Genomic DNA, 14,571 nt, shown 5'->3' with positions numbered 1-14,571 from the left:
AAATCTATTTTATTATCTTTTTTGTAATAGAAGTTTCCTTGTTTTTGATAGTCAACAAATACATTCCGGAAGATAGTAAACTAATATTAATAGGCTGATTTGTACCTGATAAAGTACCTGATGCAAATATTTGTCCTTCTAAATTGGAAATATTGTAGGTAGTAGATAACTCTTGGAAACTATTTGTTTTCACATAGACAACATCCCCTTTTATGGGGTTTGGGTACACTTTAACAGGATCATCGGAAATAGGAACTGAAATGATTTTAACAAAAATGTTGTCAAGGGCTATATCTCCATCCCAATTAACACCTCTTACAGCTCTAAAACGAATAGAGATAGTTTGGTTTGCATAGGATGATAAATCAATATCCTGGGTAAAAAAACCATCACTTTGATTATTTTGTTGACTTCCATATAATGGCTCAATAACATCATTGTAAATATAACCGTAATCTGTTTTTATATCTACGTGTAATTCGCCGACACCATTTCCAAACATGTGATATGCAAATTCGATGGCAGAGTTTTGATGGGCTACATATATGCAAGGGGAAATGAGTTCTGTTACGTCATTTGGTTTTACTCCAGTAGCTTCAGCATAAATATAAGTATTGACTTTATTTTCAGGGTTTTTCAAAAGAGGACCTGTATTTTCTGAATTTGTTTCGCCTTTTTTTAGTAACCAATTATAGCCGTTTCCCGACAGATCATTTGCTGTCCACCCACTTTCACCAATCATAGCAATATTTTCAAATTCCTCATTTAAAAAATCGGTTTGGACGCCTACTTTAATAAAATTAGAGAATGTTTTGGTAATGGTTTTTGATTTATTGGATGCAGTGAGTGTTACATCATAATTACCTGTAGAATATGTGTGTGCTGGGTTTTGAATATTGTAATCTATAATGCCGTCGCTATCAATATCCCATTGCCATTGTGTAATATCCGAGCAGTTATTCGTAAAATTTACGGTTAGTGATTCTTCACAAGTTTGTGAAATATCTGCACTAAAATTAGCATTAAATGAAGGGCAAGCTAAATAGCTTTTTGCTGTTTGATAAAAAGCATATATACGCGCCAATTGCTGTGGTGTAAACTGATTTCTGCAACCTTTTCTAGAATACGACATGATGTTATTGGTATCTGGGGCATATGTATCTCCATTGGCATCAGTTTTATCTCCTGTATATTGACAAAAATTGTTTACTGTAGTATGAGTTAGCAATGGGTCTGCAGGTGTATCACAAATACCGTCACCATCGGTGTCACAATTACTGCCATCAACGCGTTCTGTAGTCAATTCAATATCGTCAGGACCGTGTGTATGCATTAGTGAGAAGAAATGTCCCATTTCATGAGCCAGCGTCGAGTTGTTTTTGGCACAATCATTTTTTATTACTATAAAGTCATTTCTAGCTTCGTTATTTGTATAACCACAAATACTGGTGTCTGAATTGTTGGTAATGTGATTGGTGAAATAAATATTTATCAATCCATTCACATTATGGGTTTCTGTTAAATCACCTTCAGTAGATTTGTTAAAACTATAATAGGCGTCATCGTGAATATAGTTAATGCCATCACATAGAAAAAATTCCATATAAGCATCGGCATAAATACTATTCATGTGAGCTATGGCAGCATCTAAATCTGAATTATTAAATCCGCCAGTTCCATTCGACGTCCTAATAATATGTGCCTTTACAGGAATGGAATTTATAACCTCACGTTTTGAACTTGACTTTGCAGTTGCTAGTGTCATGAAATTTTGTTCGTGAACTTTTATTTGCGATTTTATGTGCTTAAAATATTCGAGAGATTGCTCAGTCGTTATTGTTCCGCAAGATGTATCTAATGTATTTTGTCCAGAAATTTGAAAGGATACCAATAGGAGTATAGGCATCAAGAAGACATAGGTTTTTGTGATAAAATTTTTCATTGGGGCGAAACATTTTAACAAATGTAAATCCATAAAGTACCCAATAAGAATAAAGACGTTTAAGCGCTGAATTTTTCGGCTAATTTCAATAAATCAAACTTTTCTACTATAGAATGAAGCGTTTTTATATTGAATTGTAAATTTTAGATATAAAGTAAATTGGATAAAGGTGCTTTAATAAATGAGGATTCAAATTGAATTTAGACAATAATCCCTCTTTAACGAAGGTTTTGAAACGGCTCAACGCATTCCAAATTTTTCTTTTACAGATAGAATATAAGAGGATAATTATTTCATATAAAATTTCATTAATATTAAGAGTATTTTATGTTGATTACAATGATGTCCTCTTACAAAATAAATAGTATTTTTATCGTTCTATATTGAAGATGCCATGCCAAAACCATTAAAAATTATTGAGTGCCCTAGAGATGCTATGCAAGGCATTAAGGCCTTTATACCTACCGAAAAAAAGGTTCAGTATATCCAATCGTTGCTTCGTGTGGGTTTTGATAGTATCGATTTTGGTAGCTTTGTGTCGCCTAAAGCCATTCCTCAAATGGTAGACACTGCTGAGGTTTTGGCACAATTGGATCTGTCAAAAACCAATAGTAAATTATTAGCTATTGTAGCCAATCAAAGAGGTGCTCAAGATGCTTGTCAATATAAAGAAATTGATTATTTAGGCTATCCGTTTTCTATTTCCGAAAACTTTCAAATGCGAAATACGCATAAAACCATTGCACAGTCTGTAGTGACACTTTCTGAAATTTTAGAAATTGCTAACAAGGTGAATAAGGAAGTTGTGGTTTATATTTCTATGGGATTTGGAAACCCCTACGGTGACCCGTGGAATGTTGAGATAGTAGGGCAATGGACCGAACGCTTGAGCAATATGGGCGTAAAGATACTATCCTTAAGTGATACCATAGGAAGTTCAGATCCAGAAAGTATTGGGTACCTGTTCTCCAGTCTAATACCGTCATATTCCAATATTGAATTTGGAGCACATTTACATACCACACCTAGCACTTGGTTCGAAAAGGTTGATGCTGCATACAAAGCAGGCTGCAATCGTTTTGATGGTGCCATTCAAGGCTTTGGTGGTTGCCCCATGGCTAAGGATGAACTAACAGGCAATATGCCTACAGAAAAATTACTGTCCTATTTTACTTCCAAAAAAAATAATACCCTCAATGCCCTTAGTTTTGAGAGTGCATATAATGAGGCGACAAAAATATTTAGTATATATCATTAATTTTTTTATTTTTTAATGTGCTGTATAATAAGTATTTATGTTTCTTATAAAAGTTTATTTAAATTTATTCTAAATAAACTTTGTGCAATTAATTATGTCTTTTATATTTGCAACTTTAAATCAAGTATTATTTATAATTAGTCTAAATAAAAATAACAAATCAATTTTAAAATGAGAAAATCAGTATTCCTTTTTTCTGTCCTGCTGGCATCTATAGCAAGTGCCCAAACTTTACAAGATTCCATAACATTTAACCCTCAGCAACAACTTAATGCAGCACAACGCCTTTTATCAGGTAATTATGGTAAGGCTGTGACGGTTGGTGCCTATGGAGAAGTTACATACAACCAACCAGAAGCTCTAAACGGTGAGTTAGATGTGCAACGTTTGGTGTTGTTATTTGGGTATAAGTTTAATGATAAAACGCAATTTGTAACTGAGGTAGAATTTGAACATGTAGAAGAGGTATTCATTGAACAGGCCTTTGTAAATTATGCTGTTGGCAATAGCGTGAGTTTGCGTGGTGGATTAATGCTTGTGCCTTTCGGTATTATTAATGAATTTCATGAACCTACAACGTTTAACGGAGTGGAACGTCCAGCTGTAGACAATGTAATTATACCAAGTACATGGCGTGAAATCGGGTTTGGTGTAGCGGGGAGATTCAATGAAATTTCTTTAGGCTATCAAGCTTATATTTTCAATGGTTTTAAATCCACATCTTTTGATGGCTCAGGAGGTGTTAATGGTTATTTAAAAGGATCTAACGGATTGCGCAGTGGTCGTCAAAAAGCCATTCAATCAACTATTGATAGTCCAACATTTTCTGCTAAGTTTGACTATTACGGAATTCCAGGATTGCGATTAGGGCTTTCAGGCTATTTTGGTGATACTCAAGCCGATGATGATGTCGAGGACATTGACGGTGCCAATATTGGTATTTCTATGGTAGGATTGGATGCGCGTTACGCATTCCAAAGGTTTACGGCAAGAGGTCAATACGTGTACGGCTCGCTTTCAGGAACTGAAGCGTATAATGATCTGACAGGAAAAGATTTAGGTAGTGCGCTTCAAGGTTGGTATCTAGAAGGTGCGTTTAATCTGTTATCTCAAGAAAAACAACAACGTTTGTTTGCCTTTGCCCGTTACGAGCAATATGACACCCATGCAAATACAGATGGCAGTTTACCACGAAATGATGCTTATAACAGAAATGATTTAACCACGGGTTTAAGCTATCACATTGCATCGGGGGTTGTTTTAAAAGGAGATTATCAGTTTAGAGATAATGCACAAGCTGGGGCAGATGTAGCGAACAGGCTTAATTTTGGGATTGGAGTTTGGTTCTAATCCAATCAGGAATTCAATTGCCATAACTAGAAGTATCAAAAATATGCAGTACAATGCCTCATTGGCATTGTACTTGCAATAATAATAAAAGTAATACTTTTGCAACATGAATTATAAATTGGCTTCTTTATTTTTTTTGGCTTTAATGATGCTCTCCTTTGGTCTTCCTAAGAATATTCAAAAGAAAGTAGATAAAGAAATAAGAAACGTATTTAGCATTGAAGATTTCAATTTAACGAACATCATTTTAGAGTCAGAAACCAACAAAGAACTTCCTTCAAAATTTGGAAAAGATAACTTATTCAAAATAGAGTCCAACGAGGCGCTTTTGGGGTATGCCTATATATCTAAAGCTGTAAGTAAAACAGCTCAGTTTGATTATTTGGTAATATTAGATAAAAACCTGATTGTGCTAAAAACCAAAGTACTCATATATCGAGAAGAATATGGAGGTGAGATAGGAAGTAAACGTTGGCTCAAGCAGTTTATAGGAAAAACCCAGAACGATATATTAAAATATGGTGATAATATTGTTGGTATTTCAGGAGCCACTATTTCGGTGCGATCTATGACCAATGCTATGAATAATTTATTACAATCTTTAAAAATACTTCACACCAAAAACATTTTGTAAATGCCATTAAACGGATTAATAGTAACGCTCCCCAAAGAGATTAAATTATTAATAGGGGCTTTTGTTGTGGTATTAAGTATTGGGTTCTACACAGGATTGCTTTTTGTAGAAGAAACATCCTCAGCAAACCCGAATGGTATTGAAGAGCATTATTTAGGAAATGAGGCAGATGAAAAAGCCGAGATACTGCGCTTTAAAAAGAGTGATCGAGAAATGCTAACCTTAGTGCATGGACACATTCTTTCTATGTCTATTATATTCTTTTTATTAGGAGGATTGGTCAGTATTACCAAGCTCAATGGAAAACTCAAATTATTTTTAATGATTGAACCTTTCTTCTCTGTCCTACTCACTTTTGGTGGCTTATACTTAATGTGGTCAGGATTTATTTGGATGAAATATATCGTCATGATTTCTGGTGTTTTAATGACACTTACATTTACTTTTTCTGTGGCAATCATTCTAAAACAACTACTGCGACCCACAAGTAAATAGCATCGCGGGTTTAGCGAATTCATTTAAATTTCAAGCACCCCTTATTTGGATATTGTTTTATAATTTCAAATGAAAAAAAATGCGTAGATTTGCATGCAATTATAACGTAATTGCAACATGAATTCACATCAAGATAAAATAGTCGGAGAAGGTTTAACCTATGATGACGTTCTTTTAGTTCCTGCCTTTTCAGAAGTGCTTCCTCGGGAAGTTAGTATTCAAACAAAATTCACGCGTAACATAACCATTAATGTGCCCATTGTTTCTGCGGCCATGGATACGGTTACAGAAAGCAAAATGGCTATTGCCATGGCGCAAGAGGGTGGTATAGGCGTGTTACATAAAAACATGTCTATCGAAGCTCAAGCGCTAAAGGTGAGACGTGTAAAACGTGCAGAAAGTGGGATGATTATCGATCCTGTGACCTTGCCATTAACAGCAAAAGTTAAGCATGCCAAACGTTATATGGCAGAATATGGCATTGGAGGTATTCCTATTGTTGATGACCATGGGACTTTAAAGGGTATCGTAACCAATCGTGATTTACGTTTTGAGCATGAAAACAAAAGACCCATTACCGAAGTTATGACCAGTGAAAATTTGGTTACCGCTGCAGTTGGCACCTCTTTGCATGATGCTGAAAAAATTCTTCAGGAACATAAAATCGAAAAATTATTAATTGTTGATGATGATTTTAAGTTATCAGGATTAATCACATTTAGAGATATCACAAAACTTAGTCAAAAACCAAATGCCAATAAAGACCAGTTTGGTCGATTACGGGTAGCTGCTGCCATAGGCGTTACAGCTGATGCAGTAGAAAGAGCAGAAGCTTTAGTTAACGCTGGTGTAGATGCAGTGGTTATTGATACCGCACATGGCCACACTAAAGGAGTGGTATCTGTATTAAAGGAAATAAAGGGAAAGTTCCCAAAACTTGATGTAATTGTTGGTAATATCGCAACAGGAGCAGCTGCGAAATATTTAGTCGAAGCGGGTGCCGATGCCGTTAAAGTGGGGATTGGTCCAGGTTCTATTTGTACAACACGAGTTGTTGCAGGCGTTGGTTTTCCACAATTCTCAGCCGTTTTAGACGTGGCTAGTGCCATTAAAGGTACTGGAGTTCCAGTTATCGCAGATGGTGGTATCCGTTACACAGGTGATATCCCCAAAGCTATAGCGGCAGGAGCAGATACCGTGATGCTAGGATCATTATTGGCAGGAACCAAGGAATCTCCTGGGGAAACTATTATTTATGAAGGGCGTAAATTTAAATCCTATCGAGGCATGGGTTCAGTAGAAGCCATGAAAGAAGGCAGTAAAGACCGTTATTTTCAAGACGTCGAAGACGATATAAAAAAACTGGTTCCAGAAGGTATTGTAGGGCGTGTGCCTTATAAAGGTGATTTATATGAAAGCATTCACCAATTTATTGGTGGTTTACGCGCAGGTATGGGTTATTGTGGTGCAAAAGATATTGAAATGTTAAAAGAAACAGGTCAGTTTGTGAAAATTACCGCTAGCGGAATTAATGAAAGCCATCCGCATGACGTGACTATTACTAAAGAGTCCCCTAATTATTCTAGGTAATTTCCTTAAAGTCTTAGAAAACTTGTCATAAAGTCCAAATACGGTGTGCTTTTTTAACAATTTAGAGACCAACAATTGCGAGTTAATCTACTAACGTGAGTTCAATATAACCATGTCTATAATTAATTATAAATAAGTAATTTATGTTTTAATGTCAGGTTGAGCACAGTCGAAACCTATAAAATTTATCGATTTTCAAGGCCTTTCGACTTACTTCGTAAGCTACCTTCGATCAAAATATATTTTGACCTCGTTAATGCTCAAGGGAACAATTACCAATATAATTAGCTTTTATCCTAAAACAGAACTGCTTTTACGTGGAACTCACATTACTACGAACTGGCTAAATAGACTTGACCTCTGTGCGGTTTTAAGGTATTTCTAATCGGTTTCATCATATCTTCATTAACAACCAGAAAAGCTATAGTATGTATATCGCTCAGGTTTTCAACGCCTGTAATGGTAATGTCTAATTTTTCTGAAATAATATATTCCTTGAGATGAATTTCATGGTGTTGTGCTATTTTATTTGCATCAGGACCACGAAAATCCCAGATAAGTTTTAATTGACGCATAGATTTTTTAATATCAGGTATTAATATAAATGACTTAAAACAAAAGCCGTATTATTAAAATGAAAGATACTAAATTAACATGAAAAGCGTTTGTTAATGCAACTTGTATTATAGGTTAATATTAGTATTTTTGTAACCATTAAAAAATCACCTACATGAAATTAAAATATATCATCACGTTATTACTAACGGTTGCTCTATTAAAAATAAATGCCCAATCAAGTCAGAAAAAAATCCTTTTTACTGTGGACGGAACCCCTGTTTATGTGTCAGAATTTATTCGGGTATATAACAAGAATTTAGACTTGGTTCAAGATGAATCTCAAAAAGATGTCAATGAATATTTAAAATTATTTACTAATTATAAATTAAAGCTAAAGGAAGCACAGGCTTTAAGTTTGAATGAAAAGGAGAGTTATAAAAGAGAATTGGCTAATTACAAAAAGCAATTGGCCAAAGGCTTTTTAACGAATACTGAGGTTACTGAAGAATTGGTAGCTGAAGCCTATGATAGAATTTCCAATGAGGTCAAAGCCAACCATATTTTGGTACGTGTTTTAGACAATGCCAGTCCAGCAGACACCTTAGTGGCTTACAATACTATTTCAAAGTTAAGGGAGCGCGCTTTAAATGGAGATTTTGAAAGCCTGAGAAAAGAGGTGCATAATGGCAAAACTATTTTTGGAGAAGAATTGGGCTATTTTTCTGGTTTTAAAATGGTGTATACATTTGAAACGGTAGCTTTTAATACAGAAGTTGGCGAAATCTCAGAAATATTTAGAACCCGGTTTGGGTATCATTTCCTAAAAGTTCTGGATAAACGAAAGTCTCGAGGAGAACGTACCGTTGCTCATATAATGAAAGTTAGTAAACCTAACGACAGCCTAAATGAAAGCCCGGAAGAAAAAATAAAAGAGATTTACAAAAGATTAAATCAAGGCGGAGATTTTGAAGCGTTAGCAAAGGAATTTTCAGACGATACCAATTCAGCAGGAAAGGGAGGAGTGTTAAATCCGTTTTCGGGAGGTGAATTAAGCGCTTCAAAATTTGAGGATGCTGCCTTTGCATTAGAGGATGTTGGTGATGTTTCGAAACCGTTTCAAAGTAAATTTGGATGGCATATTGTAAAGCTCCTAGCTAAAAAGCCAATAGGTATATTTGAGGAAATGAAATCTGAGCTAGAAGCTAAGGTAAAACGCGATGATCGTTCTAATTTAATTGACGATGCTTTGATAAGAAAGTTAAAAGCAAAATATGATATATCAGATAATCAACCAGCACTACCTTATTTTGAAGCTATTTTAAATGACGATTACTTTAAAAACACATGGCAATTGAATAGTGATTTCGAAGCGGACAAACCACTGGTAAAAATAGGAAATAAGCAGTTTTTGTTTCAGGATTTTGCAGATTACCTTTTAAAAACACAAGGTTCTATGCGTATTAATAAATCTATAGCAGACATGTTAGCATCAAAATATCAAGCATTTTTAAACAAGAATTTGGTTGATTATCAAGAGGCTAATCTGGAATATGAAAATAAAGAATTTGCCAATATCCTTGCAGAATATAGAGACGGCCTGTTGTTGTTTGATTTAATGGAAACCACCATTTGGAATACGTCTAAAACTGATTCAACAGAAATCAGGAATTTCTATGATACACATAAGAATGATTATACGTTCCCAAAACGTATAGAGGCGACTGTAGCGTCTTCCGCTCAACAAAAAACACTTAAAAAAGTTAGAAAGCTATTGGAAAAAGGTATGGCTATCGAACAAATTAAATCTCTTGTAAATAGTAATGAAGACATTAATGTTATCTTTACTACAGATACCATGGACGTTAGTCATCAAGCCATCCCCAAAGATTTTCAATTCAAAAAGGGCGTTTCCAAAATATACAATCACAACGATGGCTTTGTAGTTATCCAAGTAACAGCTATATTACCAAAATCTCAAAAATCTTTTGAAGAGGCTAGAGGTATGGTTATAGGGGATTACCAAACCTTTAAAGAAGCGCAGTGGATGGAAGAACTTCATAATAAATATAAGGTTGTCATTAATCAGGAAAGTTTGGATAAAGTAAAATCAATCATTAAAAATCAATAAGTGCGATTTAAAGGTCTCATTGTAATATTCGTATTAGTAGTCTTAACGTCTTGTGAGGTTTTTAAAACCGCGGACGAAAGAATACCAGTGGCACGTGTTAACGATACGTACTTGTACCAAGAAGATTTAAAAGATTTAGTTTCAGAAGATGCCACCGCAGAAGATAGTACACTGGTGGTTCAAAATTTTATCAATCGCTGGGCAACACAGCAATTATTTGTTGATGGCGCCATGCGTAATTTAAGCGATGAAAAACAAGAAGCCTTTGATAAATTGGTTGTTCAGTATAAGGACGATTTATATACGAAGGCCTATATTGAAGCTTTGGTAAGACGGAGCATGGACTCCTTAATTACCAAACAAGAAGCCGAAGATTACTATAATGCCAATAAAGCTGTATTTAAACTTAACGAAGAACTTTTGAAATTCAGATACATTCACGTTGAGGAAGATATTATAGATTTCAGGAATATTAAAAATAAGTTTCAGCGCTTCAATGAAACGGATAAAAGAGAATTGGATTCCATGTCCATTCAGTTTAAATCCTATTCATTAAATGATTCCATTTGGATTAAATTAAGTCAGGTTGTCGATAAAATTCCAGCGGTAACCCAAGAGAACAAAAAACAACTGTTAAAAAAATCTAATTTTGTACAACTCAAAGATTCATTAGGAGTATATTTGATGCAAATTAATGACGTTTTATTACGTAGTGATACAGCACCACTTGAATATGTAAGACCTACCATAAATCAAATTGTTATTAATAAAAGAAAGTTAGAACGTATTAGGGAATTAGAAAAAGATATAACAAAAGATGCTATTAAAAACAAAGAATTTGAAGTTTACGATTAATTTGAAGCACCTATTTATCTTAAGCATGGGGCTGTGTGTTATGAATGTAGCCCAAGCTCAAGAAATCATAAAAGATGAAACGGAAGTTGTCGAAGCGAGTCAGGAAGTAGATTCGTTAGTAGTGCCACAAACCGTAAAAGTAGACTCAGTAACTACCATGAAGCCGCGAAAAGTAGATGGTGTTGCGGCTGTTGTTGGCGATTTTATTGTTTTAGAATCAGACATAGATAAGGCATTTTTGCAATTAGAAGCCCAAGGTGTAAATACAAAAGAGATCGAACCATGTCAGTTGTTCGGAAAATTACTAGAGGATAAATTATATGCGCATCATGCCATTCAGGATAGTATTGTTGTCTCTGATGCCGAAATTCGTAAAAATGTAGATTATCAAATTGAACAATTTTTACCTCAATTTAATGGCTCTATGGAAAAACTTCTGGAATTCTATAAAAAGGATGATGAAAAGAGTTTTAAGGATGAGATGTTCGAAATCAACAAAAGCAACCAACTTGCTCAAAAAATGCAAGCTAAAATTGTTGAAGAGTTAGAAGTAACACCAGAAGAAGTTCGAATTTTCTTTAATAAAATACCAAAGGAAGAGCGTCCTACATTTGGAACCGAATTAAAAGTAGCACAAATTGTAGCAGAGCCAAAGGTTGCTGAAGATGAAAAACAAAAGGTTATCGATAGGCTTAAAGGCTTTAAAGCAGACGTATTGGAAAACGGAGCAAGTTTTCGTTCAAAAGTGGTGTTGTACACAGACGATAAGGCTTCTATAAGTACAGGTGGAAAATATGTATTAAACAGAAAACAGCCTAGAATGGTAAAGGAATTTAGGCAAGCGGCATTTTCACTTCAAGAGGGTGAAATTTCTGAGCCTGTTGAGACAGAGTATGGATATCATATTATTTATTTAGAAAAAATTAGAGGGCAGGAATATGATGTAAGTCACATTCTACTAATTCCTAAAGTATCAGATGATGCTGTTAAGGAAGCTCGAGAACGATTGAATAAAGTTCGAGAACGTATTGTTAAAGGTGATATTTCTTTTGCTGATGCCGCTCGTGAAGCTAGTGATGAGAAAGAAACACGTAATGATGGTGGGCAGCTTATTAATCCGCAAACACAAGATTATAATTTTGAATTGACCCGAATGGATCCGGAATTGTATTCTCAAATCCAAAATTTAAAAGACAATGAAGTTAGTCTTGTTTTAACAGAAGAAGACCGAACGGGTAACAAAAAATTCAAAATTTTAATGGTTACAGATAGAATTGATGAACATGAAGCTGATTATGCCCGTGATTATTTAAAAATCAAAGAATTGGCGCTTAATGAAAAGCGTGTTCAAACTATTGAGAAATGGCAAGAAGAGAAAATTTTAGACACTTATATTAAAATTGGCGATTCTCATAAAAATTGTGAGTTTTCTGGTAACTGGTTAAAACAATAACATTAAATGTCAGATGTTGCTGCTGTAGAACAATTTGTTAATCGATATAAAGATTTAAGAACTGAAATAGCCAAGGTTATCATTGGGCAAGACGACGTCGTAAATCAAATATTGATTTCAATTTTTTCTGGCGGACACTCATTGCTTATTGGTGTGCCAGGGTTGGCAAAAACACTCATGGTCAATACCATAGCTCAGGCTTTAGGTCTTGATTTTAAACGTATTCAATTCACGCCAGATTTAATGCCAAGTGATATTCTTGGAAGTGAAATACTCGATGAAGACCGGCACTTTAAATTCATTAAAGGACCTATTTTCGCTAATATCATTCTTGCTGATGAGATTAATAGAACTCCACCAAAAACTCAAGCCGCTTTATTAGAAGCCATGCAAGAACGGTCAGTTACCGTTGCCGGGCATCATTATCAATTAAGTTTGCCATATTTTGTGTTGGCTACACAAAACCCGATAGAGCAAGAAGGGACGTACCCATTGCCGGAGGCGCAGTTGGATCGATTCATGTTTGCAATCAATTTAGATTATCCATCTTATAAAGAAGAGGTAGAAGTCGTAAAAGCAACTACAACGGATAACATAGTACAAGTGAACCCGTTATTTTCTGCACAGGAAATAATTGATTTTCAACACTTGATTCGACGTATACCAGTGGCAGATAATGTTATTGAATATGCAGTAACCATAGTGTCTAAAACCAGACCAAATGGCGACTCACCTAGCGATTTAGTTAAAAATTATGTCGATTGGGGTGCAGGTCCTAGAGCTTCCCAAAATTTAATATTGGCAGCTAAAACGCATGCTGTGATTCATGGTAAATTTTCTCCGGACATCGAAAACGTACAAGCGGTGGCTCATAGTATTTTACGGCACAGAATTATTAAAAACTACAAAGCCGAAGCCGAAGGCGTTTCAGAAGGCCAGATTATTAAGAGCTTATTCTAATTAATCGAACATTGAGCTTTCTTCGATGTATATAAATTATAAAAATAGAATTTTCGGATTAGATGTTGTTAGAGCACTAGCTATTTTGATGGTTTTATGTTCACATTCCACACTGTTACTTTTTAAAAATGAAACCAACTTCTTATTAACAAGCATTCGTTTTTTTGGTGCCATTGGAGTCGATCTCTTTTTTGTGTTAAGTGGATTTTTGATTGGGAAAATTATTTTAAAACAAATAAATGAGGGTAGAACCTCATTTAAGGATTTTCTCCATTTCTGGATGAGACGATGGTTAAGGACTTTACCTAACTATTTATTAATTCTGATCTTAAATATAATTGTATTCTATTTTTTGTATAAAACTGTTGTTACTGGCGTTGCTAGTTTTTTTGCCTTTTTTCAGAACTTTTCACATCCACATCCAGACTTTTTTACAGAAGCTTGGAGCTTATCAGTTGAAGAATATGCCTATATTTTTGGTCCGCTATTATTATATGTTTTAATATTATTTTTTAAAAATCGTCACACGAGTGAGCTATTCATAAGTATGACATTAATTGTGATTTGTGCTAGTATTTGTTTTAGAATTTATTATCATATAAATTATGATGTAGTTTCTATGCAGGATTGGAGTCACAATATTAGAAAAGTAGTAATTTATAGAATCGACAGTATATATTATGGGTTTATTGGCGCATTTTTAGCAACTAATTATAACAGCATTTGGAAGGAAATTAAGAGACCTTTCTTCTATTTGGGTATCGCTTTATTTTTTGGAATGCATGGGCTTATTTTTAAATATGGTTTACAACCTGATAATGCACCATTGTTTTATAATGTATTTTATCTACCTCTAGTTTCAATTAGCTCGCTTATGTTTTTTCCGTTCTTTTCTCAATGGAAGGATAATGGAATATTCAAAAAGCAAATAACGACGATAAGTGTTTTGTCCTATGGTCTCTACCTTATAAATTATTCATTGGTATTGTTAACCATTCAACACTTTGTAAAAGTAGATGCATTGTCCCAAGGAATGAAATTATTAATATTATTGTTGTATTGGATGGGATCATTTTATGCTTCTTATCTATTGTATTTATATTTTGAAAAGCCTATTTTGAAGTGGAGAGATTCAAAATTTATAAAAAGCCTGTTTGTTAAAACTTAGATAGTCTATTCGATGATTCATGTGCTTGTATAGAGAATCATTATTCAATTATTTGATAATTCAATATTCATAAAATCAGTTTGATAGTTAATATTATTGACAATTCATCATTTAATTATAATAAAAATTATTAAAAGCTTTGTTTTTTGGAGTTAATGATGGTGAATATTCAATTATAGT

At 34.3% G+C, this 14,571-nt stretch carries 12 protein-coding genes; 10 read left to right on the top strand and 2 right to left on the bottom strand.

The genetic code is table 11. The features are described from left to right. Positions 1-4: 4 nt before the first annotated feature. Positions 5-1,942 (bottom strand): T9SS-dependent choice-of-anchor J family protein, encoded by a 1,938-nt coding sequence (locus tag FAF07_RS00380; RefSeq protein WP_185956482.1) that lies wholly within the window; start codon positions 1,940-1,942, stop codon positions 5-7. Positions 1,943-2,336: 394 nt separating this feature from the next. On the opposite strand from FAF07_RS00380, the gene FAF07_RS00375 reads away from it, so the two are divergent. The 5 genes from FAF07_RS00375 (at position 2,337) to guaB (ending at position 7,269) form a co-directional block, all read left to right on the top strand. Further along, positions 2,337-3,200 (top strand): hydroxymethylglutaryl-CoA lyase, encoded by an 864-nt coding sequence (locus tag FAF07_RS00375; RefSeq protein ID WP_142783222.1) that lies wholly within the window; start codon positions 2,337-2,339, stop codon positions 3,198-3,200. A gap of 171 nt (positions 3,201-3,371) precedes the next feature. Then, a complete protein-coding gene (locus FAF07_RS00370; RefSeq protein ID WP_142783221.1) occupies positions 3,372-4,550 on the top strand; it encodes a hypothetical protein in 1,179 nt (392 codons plus the stop codon). Positions 4,551-4,656: 106 nt separating this feature from the next. Continuing rightward, positions 4,657-5,184 (top strand): FMN-binding protein, encoded by a 528-nt coding sequence (locus FAF07_RS00365; protein ID WP_142783220.1) that lies wholly within the window; start codon positions 4,657-4,659, stop codon positions 5,182-5,184. Then, positions 5,185-5,679, top strand: a complete 495-nt coding sequence (locus tag FAF07_RS00360; protein ID WP_142783219.1) for a hypothetical protein — start codon at positions 5,185-5,187, stop codon at positions 5,677-5,679. Between the two features lie 117 nt (positions 5,680-5,796). After that, positions 5,797-7,269, top strand: a complete 1,473-nt coding sequence (gene guaB, locus FAF07_RS00355; protein WP_142783218.1) for an IMP dehydrogenase — start codon at positions 5,797-5,799, stop codon at positions 7,267-7,269. Between the two features lie 332 nt (positions 7,270-7,601). Here the strand turns inward: guaB and FAF07_RS00350 are convergent, their stop codons facing one another. Further along, positions 7,602-7,844, bottom strand: a complete 243-nt coding sequence (locus FAF07_RS00350; RefSeq protein WP_142783217.1) for a hypothetical protein — start codon at positions 7,842-7,844, stop codon at positions 7,602-7,604. Positions 7,845-7,999: 155 nt separating this feature from the next. Between FAF07_RS00350 and FAF07_RS00345 the strand changes: the two genes are divergently transcribed. Genes FAF07_RS00345 through FAF07_RS00325 form a run of 5 tightly spaced genes read left to right on the top strand, consistent with a single transcriptional unit; the run spans position 8,000 to position 14,391 of the window. Beyond that, the gene (locus tag FAF07_RS00345) at positions 8,000-9,955 is read left to right on the top strand and encodes a peptidylprolyl isomerase (RefSeq protein ID WP_142783216.1); all 1,956 of its coding nucleotides are present in this window, start codon (positions 8,000-8,002) and stop codon (positions 9,953-9,955) included. After that, entirely contained in the window at positions 9,956-10,810 is an 855-nt protein-coding gene (locus FAF07_RS00340) for a peptidyl-prolyl cis-trans isomerase (protein WP_142783215.1), read from the top strand. Then, positions 10,773-12,263 (top strand): peptidylprolyl isomerase, encoded by a 1,491-nt coding sequence (locus FAF07_RS00335; protein ID WP_142783214.1) that lies wholly within the window; start codon positions 10,773-10,775, stop codon positions 12,261-12,263. The genes FAF07_RS00340 and FAF07_RS00335 overlap by 38 nt, the downstream gene beginning before the upstream one ends. Before the next feature lie 6 nt (positions 12,264-12,269). Further along, positions 12,270-13,223 carry an AAA family ATPase gene (locus tag FAF07_RS00330; RefSeq protein WP_142783213.1) on the top strand — a complete coding sequence of 318 codons (954 nt, stop codon included), beginning with the start codon at positions 12,270-12,272 and terminating at the stop codon, positions 13,221-13,223. Between the two features lie 25 nt (positions 13,224-13,248). After that, positions 13,249-14,391: an acyltransferase family protein gene (locus FAF07_RS00325; protein WP_142783212.1), complete on the top strand. Its 1,143-nt coding sequence runs from the start codon at positions 13,249-13,251 to the stop codon at positions 14,389-14,391. The last annotated feature ends 180 nt before the right edge of the window (positions 14,392-14,571 follow it).

The sequence above is a fragment of the Changchengzhania lutea genome, assembly GCF_006974145.1.
GTDB lineage: Bacteria > Bacteroidota > Bacteroidia > Flavobacteriales > Flavobacteriaceae > Changchengzhania > Changchengzhania lutea.
Note: the sequence above shows the minus strand (reverse complement) of the source record. Positions and strands in the feature narration are given on the sequence as shown.